Annotated in this window: 15 protein-coding genes; 4 read left to right on the top strand and 11 right to left on the bottom strand. The window is 63.3% G+C overall.

Annotation, left to right across the window (positions count from 1 at the left end; genetic code table 11):
- Positions 1–280: 280 nt before the first annotated feature.
- On the bottom strand, positions 281–1,027 hold the full coding sequence (phoC, locus tag CW267_RS21455; protein WP_008807621.1) for an acid phosphatase PhoC: 747 nt from the start codon (positions 1,025–1,027) through the stop codon (positions 281–283).
- Positions 1,028–1,252: 225 nt separating this feature from the next.
- Here phoC and selD point away from each other — a divergent pair, with 225 nt between their 5' ends.
- The 3 genes from selD to CW267_RS21440 all read left to right on the top strand — a co-directional run bounded on the left by selD (position 1,253) and on the right by CW267_RS21440 (position 5,398).
- The gene (gene selD, locus CW267_RS21450; protein ID WP_100781354.1) at positions 1,253–2,296 is read left to right on the top strand and encodes a selenide, water dikinase SelD; all 1,044 of its coding nucleotides are present in this window, start codon (positions 1,253–1,255) and stop codon (positions 2,294–2,296) included.
- Between the two features lie 4 nt (positions 2,297–2,300).
- On the top strand, positions 2,301–4,247 hold the full coding sequence (locus tag CW267_RS31085; RefSeq protein WP_008807619.1) for a DNA topoisomerase III: 1,947 nt from the start codon (positions 2,301–2,303) through the stop codon (positions 4,245–4,247).
- A gap of 170 nt (positions 4,248–4,417) precedes the next feature.
- On the top strand, positions 4,418–5,398 hold the full coding sequence (locus CW267_RS21440; protein ID WP_049164276.1) for an NAD(P)H-quinone oxidoreductase: 981 nt from the start codon (positions 4,418–4,420) through the stop codon (positions 5,396–5,398).
- 42 nt (positions 5,399–5,440) lie between these two features.
- Here the strand turns inward: CW267_RS21440 and gdhA are convergent, their stop codons facing one another.
- A complete protein-coding gene (gene gdhA / locus CW267_RS21435; RefSeq protein ID WP_008807617.1) occupies positions 5,441–6,784 on the bottom strand; it encodes an NADP-specific glutamate dehydrogenase in 1,344 nt (447 codons plus the stop codon).
- Positions 6,785–6,966: 182 nt separating this feature from the next.
- Complete coding sequence (locus tag CW267_RS21430) at positions 6,967–7,377, bottom strand: pyrimidine (deoxy)nucleoside triphosphate diphosphatase (protein ID WP_038422809.1); 411 nt, start codon at positions 7,375–7,377, stop codon at positions 6,967–6,969.
- 86 nt (positions 7,378–7,463) lie between these two features.
- Between CW267_RS21430 and CW267_RS21425 the strand changes: the two genes are divergently transcribed.
- The gene (locus CW267_RS21425) at positions 7,464–8,078 is read left to right on the top strand and encodes a CDP-alcohol phosphatidyltransferase family protein (RefSeq protein ID WP_064170180.1); all 615 of its coding nucleotides are present in this window, start codon (positions 7,464–7,466) and stop codon (positions 8,076–8,078) included.
- Positions 8,079–8,127: 49 nt separating this feature from the next.
- On the opposite strand, the gene CW267_RS21420 is transcribed toward CW267_RS21425, so the two are convergent.
- From CW267_RS21420 to xthA, 8 genes are all read right to left on the bottom strand, one after another.
- Positions 8,128–9,435: a sulfurtransferase gene (locus CW267_RS21420; protein WP_023297431.1), complete on the bottom strand. Its 1,308-nt coding sequence runs from the start codon at positions 9,433–9,435 to the stop codon at positions 8,128–8,130.
- A gap of 93 nt (positions 9,436–9,528) precedes the next feature.
- The gene (locus CW267_RS21415) at positions 9,529–10,161 is read right to left on the bottom strand and encodes an ATP-binding cassette domain-containing protein (protein WP_100781355.1); all 633 of its coding nucleotides are present in this window, start codon (positions 10,159–10,161) and stop codon (positions 9,529–9,531) included.
- Positions 10,161–11,696, bottom strand: a complete 1,536-nt coding sequence (locus CW267_RS21410) for an ABC transporter permease subunit (RefSeq protein ID WP_100781356.1) — start codon at positions 11,694–11,696, stop codon at positions 10,161–10,163. The genes CW267_RS21415 and CW267_RS21410 overlap by 1 nt, the downstream gene beginning before the upstream one ends.
- Positions 11,669–12,847, bottom strand: a complete 1,179-nt coding sequence (locus CW267_RS21405; RefSeq protein WP_100781357.1) for an ABC transporter substrate-binding protein — start codon at positions 12,845–12,847, stop codon at positions 11,669–11,671. The genes CW267_RS21410 and CW267_RS21405 overlap by 28 nt, the downstream gene beginning before the upstream one ends.
- A gap of 2 nt (positions 12,848–12,849) precedes the next feature.
- Positions 12,850–13,410 (bottom strand): carboxymuconolactone decarboxylase family protein, encoded by a 561-nt coding sequence (locus CW267_RS21400; protein ID WP_040151475.1) that lies wholly within the window; start codon positions 13,408–13,410, stop codon positions 12,850–12,852.
- On the bottom strand, positions 13,407–14,117 hold the full coding sequence (locus CW267_RS21395) for a TVP38/TMEM64 family protein (protein WP_040151477.1): 711 nt from the start codon (positions 14,115–14,117) through the stop codon (positions 13,407–13,409). The genes CW267_RS21400 and CW267_RS21395 overlap by 4 nt, the downstream gene beginning before the upstream one ends.
- The gene (locus CW267_RS21390; protein ID WP_012542082.1) at positions 14,104–14,760 is read right to left on the bottom strand and encodes a TVP38/TMEM64 family protein; all 657 of its coding nucleotides are present in this window, start codon (positions 14,758–14,760) and stop codon (positions 14,104–14,106) included. Before CW267_RS21390 ends, CW267_RS21395 begins: the two co-directional genes overlap by 14 nt.
- 213 nt (positions 14,761–14,973) lie before the next feature.
- On the bottom strand, positions 14,974–15,771 hold a 798-nt coding region (xthA, locus tag CW267_RS21385), incomplete at its 5' end, for an exodeoxyribonuclease III (RefSeq protein ID WP_101148655.1).

Raw genomic sequence — 15,771 nt, 5'->3', positions numbered from 1 at the left:
CGGGAGCGCAAACTACGCTGAAGCCACAGATAACATAAACAACCACACTGCAGTGCTTCCCCTCACCCTGGCCCTCTCCCGGAGGGAGAGGGAACCGTCCGGCTGGCCGCGCAAGCGCAGCGCCGCCGGGCGATGGCAGCAGGCTCGGAGCCGCATCTATGCCGGGTGGCAGCTCGCGCCTGACCCGGCCTACAACCCCTACCATTCGAATCAATCGCGGTTTTTGTAGCCCGGACAAGGCGCGCCAGGCGTCGCATCCGGGAGTTCAACGGCGATGACGTTACTTCTGCGTTTTGGCGAATTCGTCTTTGGCTTTCTGCAACTGCTGCTGGAAGGCCGGGTTGGTGTGCAGCGTAGCGACCACCGCGGAGCCGACGATGCGCGCCGCATCGACATCGCTCTGCCAGTGATAGCCGCAGATCACCCGGCTCTCGCCGAGCTCATAGCCGCGCTTCAAAATTTCATTTTGCCGCTGCGGGTTGATCTCCGCCAGCACCAGGGCGGTGGCCCAGCCGATAGAGGTATGCCCGGACGGGTAAGAGCCGTTTTTCGACAGCTTGTCCTGCTCGGTGGTGTTGCAGGTGGAGACGCCATAGAACGCAAACGGGCGAATGCGCATGTATTTCTCTTTCGCGCCGCGGGTCGCCAGATCGCCGGCGTCTTCAATCATATTGGTCAGCAGTTTGTGGAGCTGAGGCGCGTCTTTCTCGGTGATTGGGGAACCAAAGGCGCTGGAGAAGGCATTGGCCACGCCGCCCGCGCTGAGGTTGGCATCCTCTGCCGCCAGCTTCCCGCGCTCGGTATTGCGCAGCAGACGCCCCTGCTCATACATCGCCTGATCGTTTAAGAACGCGATACTGCCCACCGCCGGCGGCGGTGGCAACAGCGCCAGGCTGTCGATGGCCTGGGCATTGGTCAGATAGTAGAGATCGGGCTTGGTGGTGACATCGTTCCCGGGGGGAACCAGAGCAAAGGCGTTAACGGAGAAGAAACTGGCCAGGCAAAGAGCAAGAACACGCTTTTTCATTAGAATTTCCTTACGTCATAATCATTCCAGAGAAGACAGTTCTGTGTTGTCACATTTCTGTCATCTTTAAGTAAAAGTGAAAATGGTCGGGAAAAAATTGCCGTGTCTCGCAAAAACGGCTTTTTGTCTGCTTAATGAGCAACCATACGCGATTTCAGACTGTCGTACTTACCACCCTGGCGTTTGGGCGCTAACATAGCGGGATTGCAATGACAGGAGATGTCCATGAGCGAGCAAGCCATTCGTTTAACGCAATACAGCCACGGAGCCGGTTGTGGTTGTAAAATTTCCCCGAAGGTGCTGGAATCCATCCTGCATAGCGAGCAGGCGAAGTTTGTCGATCCGAACCTGCTTGTCGGCAACGAAACCAGCGACGATGCCGCCGTCTACGATCTTGGTAACGGCACGTCAATCGTTAGCACCACCGATTTCTTTATGCCGATCGTCGATAATCCGTTCGACTTTGGCCGCATCGCCGCCACCAACGCCATCAGCGATATTTTCGCCATGGGCGGGAAACCGATTATGGCGATTGCCATCCTTGGCTGGCCGATCAACACCCTGGCGCCGGAAATTGCCCGTGAAGTGGTCGAGGGCGGGCGCTTTGCCTGCCAGCAGGCCGGGATCGCGCTGGCAGGCGGCCATTCCATTGACGCTCCGGAGCCGATCTTCGGTCTGGCGGTCACCGGCGTGGTGCCCACCGAGCGCATCAAGAAAAACAGCACTGCGCAGGCGGGCTGCAAACTGTATCTCACCAAACCGCTGGGGATCGGTGTGCTGACCACCGCGGAGAAAAAATCGCTGCTCAAGCCAGAGCATCATGGACTGGCGACGGAGACCATGTGCCAGATGAACCTCGCCGGCGCCGCGTTTGCCGCCATCGACGGAGTGAAGGCGATGACCGACGTCACCGGCTTTGGCCTGCTCGGCCATCTCAGCGAGGTGTGCCGCGGGGCCGGCGTGCAGGCGCAGCTGCGCTATGCCGATATCCCAAAACTGCCGGGGGTGGAAGGCTATATTGCCGCCGGCGCGGTGCCGGGCGGCACCGGGCGCAACTTTGCCAGCTACGGCCATCTGATGGGCGAGATGCCGGCGGAGTGGCGGGACCTGCTGTGCGATCCGCAGACCTCCGGCGGCCTGCTGCTGGCGGTGACTCCGGAAGCGGAAGCCGAAGTCCAGGCCGCTGCGGCGGAGTTCGGCATTAAGCTGGCCGCCATTGGCGAGCTGGTCACCGCCCGCGGCGGACGACCCATGATCGAGATCCGTTGATTCGATGCGGTTGTTTATTGCGGAAAAACCGAGTCTCGGTCGGGCTATCGCCGATGTGTTGCCTAAACCGCACCGCAAAGGCGATGGCTATATTGAGTGCGGCAACGGGCAGGTGGTCACCTGGTGTATCGGCCATCTGCTGGAGCAGGCGCAGCCGGACGTCTATGACAGCCGCTATGCCCGCTGGAATCTCACCGACCTGCCGATTGTGCCGGAGAAATGGCAGCTACAACCCAAACCCTCGGTCACCAAACAGCTCAATGTGATCAAGCGTCTGCTTGGCGAGGCGCAGGAAGTGATCCATGCCGGCGACCCCGACCGTGAGGGGCAGCTGCTGGTGGACGAAGTACTCGATTACCTGCAGCTGGCGCCGGAGAAGCGTCAGCAGGTGCAGCGCTGTCTGATTAACGATCTCAACCCGCAGGCGGTGGAGCGGGCGATCAATCGCCTGCGCGCCAACAGCGAGTTCGTGCCGCTCTGCGTGTCGGCGCTGGCGCGGGCGCGTGCCGACTGGCTGTACGGCATCAATATGACCCGCGCCTATACTCTGCTGGGGCGCAACGCCGGCTATCAGGGGGTACTGTCCGTGGGGCGGGTGCAGACCCCGGTACTTGGCCTGGTGGTTCGCCGTGATGAAGAGATTGAAAACTTCGTCGCCAAAGACTTCTTCGACGTGAAGGCGCATATCGTCACGCCGCAGGAGGAACGTTTTGTCGCCACCTGGGTGCCAAGCGAAGCCTGCGAACCTTATCAGGATGAAGAAGGGCGTCTGCTGCATCGTCCACTGGCTGAGCACGTGGTTAAGCGCATCGAAGGCCAGCCGGCGCTGGTGACCGGCTATAACGATAAGCGCGATTCCGAACCCGCGCCGCTGCCATTCTCGCTGTCGGCGCTACAGATTGAGGCGGCCAAACGTTTCGGCTTCAGCGCGCAAAACGTGCTGGATATCTGCCAGAAGCTGTACGAAACCCACAAGCTCATTACCTACCCGCGTTCGGATAGCCGCTACCTGCCGGAAGAGCACTTCGCCGGCCGTCATGCGGTGCTGAATGCGATTGCCGTCCATGCGGCGGACCTGCTGCCGCAGCCGGTGATGGATCCGGAGATCCGCAACCGCTGCTGGGATGATAAAAAGGTCGATGCGCACCATGCGATTATCCCGACCGCCCGCAGCAGCCAGGTCAAGCTCACCGATAACGAAGCGAAGGTCTACCACCTGATCGCCCGGCAGTATCTGATGCAGTTCTGCCCGGACGCGGTGTTCCGCAAATGCCAGATTGACCTCGAGATCGCCAACGGCAAGTTTGTCGCCAAGGCGCGTTTTCTGGCAGAGGCTGGCTGGCGGACGCTGCTGGGCAGCAAAGAGCGCGATGAAGAGAACGACGGCACGCCGCTGCCGGTGGTGGCCAAAGACGATGAACTGCTGTGCGAGAAGGGCGAAGTGGTGGAGCGTCAGACGCAGCCGCCGCGCCACTTTACCGACGCCACGCTGCTGTCGGCGATGACCGGGATTGCCCGTTTCGTGCAGGATAAAGATCTGAAGAAGATCCTCCGCGCCACCGACGGTCTCGGCACAGAAGCGACCCGCGCCGGGATTATCGAGCTGCTGTTCAAGCGCGGTTTCCTGACCAAAAAGGGGCGTTATATCCACTCCTCGGACGCTGGCCGGGCGCTGATTCACTCCCTGCCGGAGATGGCCGCGCGTCCGGATATGACCGCCCACTGGGAATCGGTCCTGACGCAGATCAGCGAAAAGCAGTGCCGCTATCAGGACTTTATGCAGCCGCTGGTGGGGACGCTGTTCCAGCTGATCGATCAGGCACGGAGCACGCCAGTGCGCCAGTTCCGCGGCCTGGCCGCGCCGGGCGGGGCGAAAAAGTCGTTCAGCAAAGGTAAAGGCAAGCCGAAAGGGAAAAAAGCGGCAGACGATGCTGCGCCGCCGCCGCAGTAACCCGCCGGTGATCGCGAGGATGCGAATCCCCGCGGCCACCGCTTCTCCGCCAGCCAGGTCAATGGTCTACACTAAACAGCCGGGCAGGGCTTGACGACTTCCCCCCTGAATGCGTCTTCGCGCTTGCCGATAATGTTGCTCATTTCTCTCACCGGCGATAAGGAGGACCCGTGAAATATATCGCTATTAGCCAACCGGGCGGCCCGGAGGTATTGCAGATCCGCGAAGGAGAAATCCCTGCTATTGGGGAGAATGAGGTGCTCATTGAGGTGAAGGCCGCCGGCGTCAACCGGCCGGATATCCTGCAGCGCCAGGGGCTGTACCCTATGCCCAAGGGCGTCACCCCCGTACCTGGCCTGGAGGTGGCGGGCGTTGTGGTTGAGGTCGGCGCGCAGGTCACAGCGTTTACGCCCGGCGATCGCGTTTGTGCGCTCACCAACGGCGGCGGCTATGCCGAATACTGCGCCGTGCCGGCAGGCCAGACGCTGCCGATCCCGGCGGGCCTCATCTTTAGCGAAGCGGCCGCCATTCCGGAAACGTTCTTCACCGTCTGGGCGAATGTCTTCCAGCTGGGTAAGCTGCAGCCTGGCGAAAGCATCCTGATCCACGGCGGCGCCAGCGGGATTGGCACCACCGCGGTCCTGCTGTGCCACGCGCTGGGGATGACCGTCTATGCCACCGTTGGCCAGGACGAAAAAATCGCTGCCCTACGTCCCTATGCTACGGCGATTAACTACAAAACCGATGATTTTGCGGAAAAAATCGGCCAGCTGACCCACGATGAAGGCGTGGATGTCATTCTGGATATCGTTGGCGGCCCTTACTTTAACCGCAACCTTGGGATACTGAAAAAGGATGGACGGCTGGTGATCATCGGCTTTATGGGCGGACGAATCGCTCATGAGGTTGATATTCAGACCCTGATGCTCAAGCGAGCCACCATCACCGGCTCAACCATGCGCGGCCGGACGGCGGCGGAGAAACAGGAGATTGCCGAGGCGCTGCGGCGCCACGTCTGGCCGCTGCTTGAGGCAGGGAAATGCAAGCCGATGATCTACGCCAGCTACCCGATGGCGGAGGTTGCCGAGGCCCATGCCTGCCTGGACAGTGGTCAGCATCTGGGGAAAGTGGTGATCACGATGACGTCGTGAGACGCATCCCGGCGGGCAGCCGCCGGGATGCGTCAGGGGAGGTTAAATCACGCCCTGGGCCAGCATGGCATCCGCGACTTTCACGAAACCGGCGATATTCGCACCGCGCACGTAGTTGGTCTGCTTCGCTTCGCCGCCGTACTGCACGCAAGCGTGGTGGATATCCAGCATGATGTGATGCAGACGGGCATCCACTTTTTCCGCTTTCCAGCCCATGCGCGCGGCGTTCTGCGCCATCTCCAGACCGGAAGTCGCCACGCCGCCGGCGTTGGCCGCTTTGCCAGGGGCAAACAGCACGTCAGCTTCCAGGAACAGGTCGGTTGCGGCGATGGTGGTCGGCATGTTGGCGCCTTCCGCCACGGCCTTCACGCCATTGGCAATCAGCTGGCGGGCGGCATCGACGTCCAGTTCGTTCTGGGTCGCGCAAGGCAGGGCGATATCCACCGGCACTGACCACGGCTGCTGGCCTTCAAGATAGGTGAGGCCAAATTCGCGGGCGTAGTCGGCCACGCGGCCATGGGCACGCTCTTTAATGTCGATCAGGCGGGCCAGTTTTTCTTTGGTGAAGCCCGCTTCGTCAACGACGGTGCCGTTGGAGTCGGAGGCGGTGACCACCCGCGCGCCAAGCTCCATCGCTTTCTCAATGGCGTATTGCGCGACGTTGCCGGAGCCGGAAACCGCCACGCGAGCGCCTTCGAAGCCGAGGCCGTGACGTTTGAGCATCGCTTCGGTGAAGTAGATCAGACCGTAACCGGTGGCTTCCGGACGGATCAGGCTGCCGCCAAAGGAGAGGCCTTTACCAGTAAAGACGCAGGCGCTGTTGTTGGAGAGCTTGCGCATCATCCCGGCCATAAAGCCGACTTCGCGGCCGCCGACGCCGATATCGCCCGCCGGTACGTCGGTATCCGGGCCAAGGTGGCGATAGAGCTCGGTCATCAGCGCCTGGCAGAAGCGCATCACTTCGCCATCGCTCTTGCCTTTAGGATCGAAATCGCTGCCGCCTTTCCCGCCGCCCATCGGCAGGGTGGTCAGGGCGTTTTTGAAGGTCTGCTCGAAGCCAAGGAATTTGAGAATCGACAGGTTAACCGACGGGTGGAAACGCATCCCGCCTTTATACGGGCCGATGGCCGAGTTGAACTGCACGCGCCACGCGCGGTTGACCTGGACCTGATTGCGGTCATCCACCCACACCACGCGGAACTGGATCACGCGCTCCGGTTCCACCAGACGTTCCAGCAAAGCAAGCTGACGATAGCGCGGATTTTCCTCAAGGAAAGGCCACAGGGTGGTCATCACCTCCCGGACGGCTTGAGCAAATTCGGTTTGATGAGGATCGCGCTGTTGAACGCGGGTGAGAAAGCCTTCCAGAGTGCACGTCTGATCCATAGATATAAGTTCCCCTTATGGTTGTGGTTGCATGTATTTATTATGATTCGGTCCTTGAAAAAACCGATTTTCCGACTATAACACCGCTAATCCTTAGGCAAGCAAGGAAAAATTAAGCCGACAACAAAATTTATAATTGTCCGCCCGTCATAACTAAAAACGATGACGAGGCGGCGGGCGGATCAGCGGCCGGAAAGGGTCGGGCGCTGGGCGATAAAGGCATGCAGCAGAGGAATATCGGCCGGGGCGAGATCGAGGGTTAAGGCGTCAGCGGGCAGGCACCAGCGCAGCTGAGTGTGATAGTGGGCCAGCGGTATGCCCTGAAAGTGCGGCACCCACCAGGCGTGCAGGTGGATCTGGCGGCCGGAGACTTCCCGCTGATGGCTGGCGATATAGCATGCCGGGTGGGCGATGATGCCCATCTCCTCCTGTAGCTCGCGGGCCAGCGCCTGCGGCTGGCTTTCACCAGGCTCCACTTTGCCGCCAGCGAACTCCCACATCCCCGGCTGGTCGGCGTGGGGCGGACGCTGCGCCAGCAGAATCTTGCCATCCTGTTCAATAATGGCTGCGACAACATCAATCATTTTTAGCATAAGCATCAAGGTGAATAAGACGAATCTGGCCTATTATCACCGCCATAGACCTTGACTGACAACCGCCACCCCTGCTGGAGACCTCCGTGCTTGATAGCCACCTGCATCCGCGCCTCAAACCCCTGCTTAATGCTGTCGCCGGCGCGCTTGACCGCCCGGGTATTTCACCGGACGGGCTGACGCTCCTCGGTTTTGCCATCGGCGTGCTGGCTCTGCCCTTTCTGGCGCTGGGGTGGTATAGCGCGGCGCTGGTCGCTATTCTCTTCAACCGCCTGCTGGATGGTCTGGACGGCGCTCTGGCGCGGCGGCGCGGGCTCACGGACGCGGGGGGCTTTCTCGATATCGCACTGGATTTTCTCTTCTACGCCCTGGTGCCGTTCGGCTTTATTCTGGCGGATCCGCTGAACAATGCCCTGGCGGGGGCCTGGCTGCTGTTTGCCTTTATCGGCACCGGCAGCAGCTTTCTCGCTTTTGCCGCACTGGCGGCCAGGCATCAGATCGCCAATCCCGGCTACGCCCATAAATCGCTGTACTATCTTGGGGGCCTGACGGAGGGGACGGAGACCATCCTGTTGTTTGTCCTCGGCTGCCTGTTTCCGGCGTATTTCGCCTGGCTGGCGTGGCTGTTTGGCGCGCTGTGCTGGCTGACGACGGCGACGCGCATCTGCAGTGGCTACCAGACCTTAAAGCGGGTGGTGTGAGCGGGAAAGCGCGCGTCGCTGGCTGGGGGCGACGCGCTGGTGGGGCGTGTTACTGACTGCTTTCCGGGCCGCGTTCGCCGCGGGCGACCGGATTGTGCGGGTTGCTGCTCCATTCGTACCAGCCGCCGTCGTACACCGCGACGTGCGGCCAGCCCATGGCGCGGGCATACATGAAGGTTTCCGAGGCCCGCCAGCCGGTCCCGCAATAGAACGCCACCTGCTGGCTCGGCAGAATGTTCCACTGGCGCCACAGGGTAGCGATATCGTCAGCGCTGCGCATGGTGCCGTCCGGGTTATGGAAGTCTTCCATGTGCGTGGAGTCGCTCCCGGCGTGGCCCCAGCGGGCGCCGGCGATGTCGCCCTTCGGCTTGATATAGCTGTAGCCGCTGGTGGTGCCGATAAACTCCGGCCACGAGCGGACGCTGACCAGCGAGGCGTCCTGACGATGCAGCAGCCCGCGGGCTTGTTCGGTATCCAGCATCAGCTGCGGCTGGCCGGGGATCGGCGCGCCGAAGTCCTGCGCCGGCTGCTGCGCCGGCGGCATGCCGCGCTCGACCGGCAGCCCGGCGTCGGACCAGGTCTGCCAGCCGCCGTCAAGCAGGCGCACGTCTTTGACCCCGGCGTACAGCATGATCTGCGCCACCCGCGCTGCGGCGTAGACGTCGCGACCGTAGAGGATCACCGTGGTGTCATGCCGGATGCCGTGCTTCGCCAGCATCGCTTTCAGCTGTGCGTCGGACACTTTATTCCACAGCGGTTCGCTTTCCACCTCATTGGTATCGATATAGCCCGCGCCAGGGATATGGCTCAGCAGATAGAGTTTCGGCGCTCCCCAGGCGGCTTCGAACACTTTCCAGTCGCCGGTCGGGGCGGCGGCTACGCGTTTTCCCTGCTGCAGGTCGTGCAGCCACTGGGGGTAGACCAGCTGTTCAAAGTGCGGCAGCTTTTGCAGGCGGTCGGTCTGGCTCAGCGCATCGCTCAGGGTGCTGAGCCGGGTGAAGCCCGCTTGTTTCAGCCGCGCCGCGACGCTGGCATTATCTTCCGGGTTGCCGTACAGCGCGACGGGGGTATCCGGCTGGATCTGGTGCTGCTTAGCCCAGGCGCGGAGCTGATCGTCGCTCATGGCGCCGAGCCAGCGGGCGGAAAGATTCAGGGCCTGCGGCTCATGACCTTCGGGGCCGTTGGCGCGCTGAGGCCAGCCGTTGTAATAAGCGCTCAGGCGGGTGTCAATGGCCACGCCGTGCTGCTGTTGCAGGTGGGAGAGAGTGAGCGCTGGCATGGTTTCAGCGGCGCAGGTGGTGGAAGCAGCAAGCCCCATAAGCAGGGCGAGTGCGGTCAATTGAGAAACACGTTTCATCGAAATGCCCGACGGTAAAAAGTGGAGGGCGTATTCTCCGCTCGCCAGGCGCCGATTTCTTTGCGGTAACGCAGGTTTGCACGCTATTGCTCTTCATTGCCAGGTCTCCATCGCCAGGCAGCGTCCCGCCGGCGGACCGTCCTCGCGATCGTGGGTCACCAGGATCGCCGGAATGGCCTGGCGGGCCAGTTCCTCAAAAACCCAGCGGCGGAACGCGGCGCGCAGGGTGGCATCCAGACGGCTGAAGGGTTCATCGAGCAGCAGCGCCTTGGGGCGCGCCAGCAGGGCGCGCAGCAGGCTCACCCGCGCCCGCTGCCCGCCGGAGAGCGTGGCCGGGTCGCGTGGGGCGAAGCCATGCAGCCCGGCGCGGCTGAGCGCTTGCTCCACTGCGGCTTTTCGCGCCTCGCCGCGCACACTCTCCGGCAGCGCCAGCTGTAAATTTTGCCCGACGCTGAAATGGTCGAACAGTAACGGGTCCTGAAACAGGATGCCGATGCGTCGATGCTCCGTCGGCAGCGTATCGCAGCGACGTCCATTGAGCCACAGCTCGCCCTCGGCGCGGAAGTCGCCGGCCAGGGCGCCAATCATCCAGGCAAACAGCGTCGATTTTCCGCTACCGGAGGGGCCCATCAGCGTCAGCACTTCTCCAGGCGCCACCGAAAAGGCGACCTCCCGCAGCAGCGGCTGACGTTTCACGCTCAGGGTCAGATGGTTTACGGTTAGCACTAGCGAAGTCCTCGCCGATAGCGGCCCGCCAGCCAGGCGAGAAGGGCCGTCAGGGTAAAGCATACCGCCGGCAGCAGTAATAGCCACAGCGCCTGGGCGGCGAGCGTCTGCACCTCGCCGCCGCTGCTGAGCGCCACCGCCTGACTGGTGAGCGTCGGGATACGGCCTGCCCCCAGCCATAGCGTCGGCAGATACTGCGCGATGCTCACGGAAAAGCCCACCGCCAGCGCGGTCAGCAGCGGGCGGGTCAGCGAGGGCAGGGTCAGCAGCCAGAAAATACGCGTGGGCCCCCAGCCGAGCGTGCGGGCGATTACCGCCATCCGCGGATCGCGCTGGCGCCAGGCCGGGCGCAAAATAAACAGCATCCATGGCACCACCCACAGCAGATGGCCCCACAGGACGGTCCACCATTCGCCGTCTAGCCAGGCGTACAGCGCCAGCCGGTACTGGCCAGCGGCCAGCGGCAGGGCCGGGAGGACCAGCGGCAGCCAGACCCAGCCATCTCCCCGCGTCGGGCCGCAGGCCAGCCACAGCAGGCAGACAGCCGCGCCGAGGGCGCAGGCCGCCAGCGCCAGGCCAAGGCTGTTGCCGAGGGCATCCATCTGCGGTGGCGCTGAGCGCGCCAGCCCCGCCAGCAATAGCGCGCCCAGCAGACCGCTCAGCGGCAGCAGCGCCGCCAGCAGGCGGCCGGGCAGGGCATGAGGATGAGGGTGACGAATACCGCGCAGATTGGGCTGGTACTGGCGCTGTATCCGCCACCCTCCCCAGGCCACCAGCGCCAGCCCGCCGAGGATCGTCATCAGTAACAGGCTGGCCAGCGCCCCTTTGGCCTGCTGCAGGTCATCGCCCTGGCTTAACCACTGCCACGCCAGCACGGCGAGAGTGGGCGGATTGCCGGGCCCCAGCACCAGGGCGACATCGACCGCCGACAGACTCCAGGCGGTGGCGGCCAGCAGCACCATGCCGAGGGCGGGCAGCAGGGCGGGCAGCACCAGCCAGCGCAGGCACTGCCAGCGGCCGTAGCCGAGGCTCTTCAGCGCGGTCGCCTGGTCGGCGAGGCGTTTCTCCCCCAGCAGGCCATAGATCACCCACAGCACAAAGGCGCTCTCTTTCAGGGCCATCGTCAGGCCAAGCCCGATGCCATACCGGTCGACCGGCGGCGTCAGAAGCGGCAGCCACTGCCAGATCCAACCCCCTTCGGCGAACAGCAGCAGCGCCGCCGTCGCCAGGGCAAGATGGGGTACCGCCAGCAGCAGCGGCAGACGGGAAGCCAGTCGCCGCCAGCGGAGCGAGGGCCAGAGGGCAGCGACGACGGTCAGGGCGATCAGCAGCGCGCCGCCGACGGACAGCAGCGTCGAGACGAGCGTGGCGGCCAGCGCCTGGCCCAGCTGCGGGTCGGCGAACAGCGCCCGCCAGTGGGCCGGGGAGCGCGCAGCGCCCACCAGTTCCCCGGCGGCGGGGAGCAACGGCAGATAGATCGCCGCCATCGTCCCCCAGGCCAGCAGGATCAGTGGGTACCGTAGCGGCGCAGCCATTCCTGCTCCAGCGCGTCAACCCATGCCGCGTGCGGCTCGGCAAGCACCGGCGGTAGATCCTGCGGCACGGTAGCCGCCAGCGCCTGACGCTGGCCGTCAGGCAGACGCTGCGGGTCCAGTACGCTCGGATCGCCCCAGACGGCGGCATCGGCCTTGCGCAGCTGCGCTTCAGGCGAGAGCAGGAAATTGGCCACCACTTTGGCTCCAGCGACGGCGCGGGCGTTAGCCGGGATGGTAACGAAATGGACGTTGCCGAGGGTCCCCGCGGTGAAGCCGAAGCTGTAGCTGTCCGTCGGTAATTCGCCGCTGGCGGCTTTCTGCCGGGCGTGCAGCGGGTTAAACGTGAGTGATAAGCGGAGGGTGCCATTGTTGAGCATGGTATCCATCCGTGCCGGCGACGCCGGGAAATCCTTGCCCGCCCGCCACAGGGCCGGGTGCAGCGCATCGAGATAGCGCCACAGCGGGGCCGTGACCGCCGCGAAGGTCGCCGTCTGCGGCGGCTGGCGCAGGGCGGCCGGCTGGTCGGTGAGGGCGATCAGCAGTTGCTCCAGCAGGGCGGTGCCGGTGAAGTCCGGCGGCCGCGGGTAGGTCACGCTGCCGGGATGGGCTCTGGCGAAGGCCAGCAGCGCCTGCGGGCTGGTGGGTGGCTGCGGCGTTTGCCCGCGGCGGACGATAAACGTCAGCTGGGCGCTGCCCCACGGCGACTCCGTACCGTCGGTGGCGACAGAAAAGTCCTCCCGAACCGGCTTTTGCAGATCGACAAAGCGCCAGTTGGGCAGCGATTCGGCCCAGCCGGTGAGCAGCAGGTTGGCCTGCTTAAGCGTGCGAAAGTTTTCGCCGTTGATCCACAGCAGATCCACCGACCCGCCCCGGCGACGGCCGGCCTGCGCCTCGCTCTGGATGCGTTTCACTGCGTCGGCGGCGTCGGCGATGGGGACAATACGCAGGTCGATCGCGTAGTGGCGTTTGACCTCCTCGCTGACCCACGCCAGATAGCGGTTGACGGCCGGGTCCCCGCCCCAGGCGTTAAACCAGACGGTCTGCCCGCGGGCTTCCGTTTGGATCTGCCGCCAGCTGTCGTTGGCATTAACCGCCAGCGGCCAGAGCAGCAGCAGGCACAGACAGAGGCTGAAATCACGCAAACGGCGCATCGTTACTCCTTATTCTGCGGGGAAGAGGTGGGCATCTGACACAACCCCTGGGCCGGGATCGCCATCGCGGCATTGAACCGCGCTGATAAATTTTGCAGGCCGATCAGGGCGGTCAGCTCGGTGAGCGCCCTGGCGTCAAAATGCGCGGCCATCGCGCTGCGCAGGGCATCATCCACCGCCGGCGGCGTCTGGGTGGCGGCTTCGGCATAGGCCAGCGCCAGACGCTCTTTTTCGCTGAACAGCGTACTGCTGCGCCAGTCGGCGACCGCCAGCAGCTTGTCCTGGCTGCCGCTCCGCGCCGCGAGGGTCATGCTGGTGATATCGATACAGAATTCACAGTGGCACAGTTGGGCGATGCGGGCGCTGACCAGCGACCGCAGCACCGGATCCAGCGGCGAGCGGCGGCGTTCAATGTAGCCCACGAACAGCGAAACCAGGTAAAACAGCCATGGGATCCGTCCCCACCAGCGAATGGGGCTCAGCACCTGGCCGTAATGCCGGCGGTGCAGCCAGGCCTGCGGACGAAGGATCAGGGGGACAGAATCCAGCGGGGGTAAGCTCATGGCGACGATCTCTTATGACGTTCACGGTAAATATTTTTGGCGATAGAGATGACCACCGCCAGGGTAAAAAGCAGCGAAAGCCCGGTGGCCAGCCAGAAGGTGCCCCCGGTGAGCAGACTCCCGGCCCAGGAATAGACGATAGTCGCCGGCAGCTGGCCCACGCCGGTGGCCAGCATAAAGAGCCAGAAGCGCAGCGAGGTTAGTCCGGCGGCATAGCTGACCGGGTCAAACGGCACAAACGGCAGCAGGCGGCAGACCAGGATCGTCTGCGGGCCAAAGCGAGTGAAATAGCCGTCGACGCTGCGCAGCACCGCGCGGCCGGTGAGTTTTTCCACCACTTCGCGCCCCAGCGCTCTGGCGATGCAGAAGCAGAGCCCGGCCCCGACCATGGCGCTGAACCATGACAGCGCACCGCCCCAGAAGGCGCCGAACAGGGCGGCGTTCGCCAGGGTAATCAGGAAAGCCGGCAGCGGAGCGACGATCGCCTGGAGGATCATCAGCGCAAATGAGACCAGCGCGGCCTGCGGCCCCCAGGCGGCGATAAACCCTCTGACCTGCTGCGGATCCAGGGAGGCTAACGCCGTCAGACTCTGCTGCAGAAAGGTTCGCCCGCCGGGGAACCACCACCAGGCGGCCAGCCCGGCGACGGCCACCACGGCAAGGGCCAGCCGGGCGCGGCGCAGGTGACGGCGATCAGGTTGGGTCATGGCGCACCTCCTCGCCGGGCGTTGCCATACGGCGGGCGCGGGCAAACCGTTTGCCCATCTGCACCAGGGCAAACAGCAGCCCGCCGGCGAGGCTCAGTTTGAGCGCGAAGGCGAGAGTTACGCCCTCGCGGGCCAGCTCGCTGGCCATTACCGAATAGATGACCAGGCCCGGCAGGGTAGTCACGGCGGAGATCAGGGTAAAGGGCCAGAAAGGGATCGCCGTCAGGCCGTAGGCGTAATTCTGAATGTTGTAGGGAAAGAGCGGCACCAGGCGGGTGAGGATCAGGAAATCGCAGCCGCTGCGGGCGATACCGCGCTCAATCGCCTGAAAGACGGCGGTATGGCCCACATAGCGCTGCAGCAGGTCGCGCCCAAGCCAGCGGGCGATTAAAAACGACAGCGAAGAGGCGAGGGTGGCGGCGGCAAACGAGAGCAGGGAGCCTGTCAGCGGGCCGAAGAGCATCCCGCCGGCGATCACCAGCAGGCTGCCGGGGATCAGACACAGGGTGGCAATGATAAACAGCGCGACATAGACCAGATATCCCCAGGCGCCCTGATGGCGCAGGGTGTCCTGAAGCAGATGAAGGTGAGTCAGCAGATCGTGGAGACCGACGCGATGGCTGATAACGGCCAGCGTGGCCACCAGCGCGAGAAGTCCCAGCCCTTTACCAATGGCCGGATGACGGCTTCTTTTGCATGAGGGGTGCTCCTGTACAGTCTGGACGCAGTGGACATCAAAAAGTGCGCGCGACAGTATCCTGTTCCGACGACCGTCACAATGGTTTACCGTCGCTTTGTTGATTTTGCTCAGGAAATTCTGCCCCCCGCACAGCGGGAGGCGAGAGAAGGGCGTAAATTATGGCCGGAAGGTGGCCCACACCGGCGCGTGGTCGGACGGTTTTTCCATTCCGCGGATCTCATAATCGATTCCGGTCTCCACGCAGCGCTGGGCCAGAGGCTGGCTGGCCAGCAGCAGGTCGATGCGCAGCCCGCGGTTATCGTCGAAGCCTTTGGAGCGGTAATCGAACCACGAGAAGTGCTCCTGATTGTCCGGATTAGCCTGACGCCAGGTATCCACCAGGCCCCAGCCCAGCAGGCGATCCATCCACTCCCGCTCTTCCGGCAGGAAGGAACATTTGCCGGTACGCAGCCAGCGTTTGCGGTTCTCTTCACCAATACCGATATCGAGATCGGTGGGACTGATGTTCATATCGCCCATGATCAGCACCGGATTCTCTTTGTTGAGTTCGGTCTCCAGATAGTTCTGCAGATTCTGATAGAACGCCGCTTTGGCCGGGAATTTGGTTTCATGATCGCGGCTTTCACCCTGTGGGAAATAACCGTTAATCACCGTGACGTTGCCGAAAGGCGACGGGATCTCCGCCATGATGATGCGGCGCTGAGCCTCTTCGCCATCGTCCGGGAAACCGCGGCGGACGGCAATCGGCGTCTCTTTGGTCAGCAGCGCGACGCCATAATGGCCTTTTTGTCCATGATAAAAGACGTTATAGCCGAGTTTGGCGACCTCTTCGAGAGGGAACATATCGTCGTGAACTTTGGTTTCCTGCAGGCCAATCACGTCCGGCTGGTGTTTTTCGACGATGGCGGCCAGTTGGTGTGGGCGGGCGCGCAGGCCGTTGATATTAAAAGAGAC

Origin of the sequence: Klebsiella sp. X1-16S-Nf21, from assembly GCF_002837615.1 — a bacterium.
Classification (GTDB): domain Bacteria; phylum Pseudomonadota; class Gammaproteobacteria; order Enterobacterales; family Enterobacteriaceae; genus Klebsiella; species Klebsiella variicola.
The sequence above is the reverse complement of the archived record's forward strand: the minus strand, read 5'-3'. Positions and strand labels throughout refer to the sequence as shown.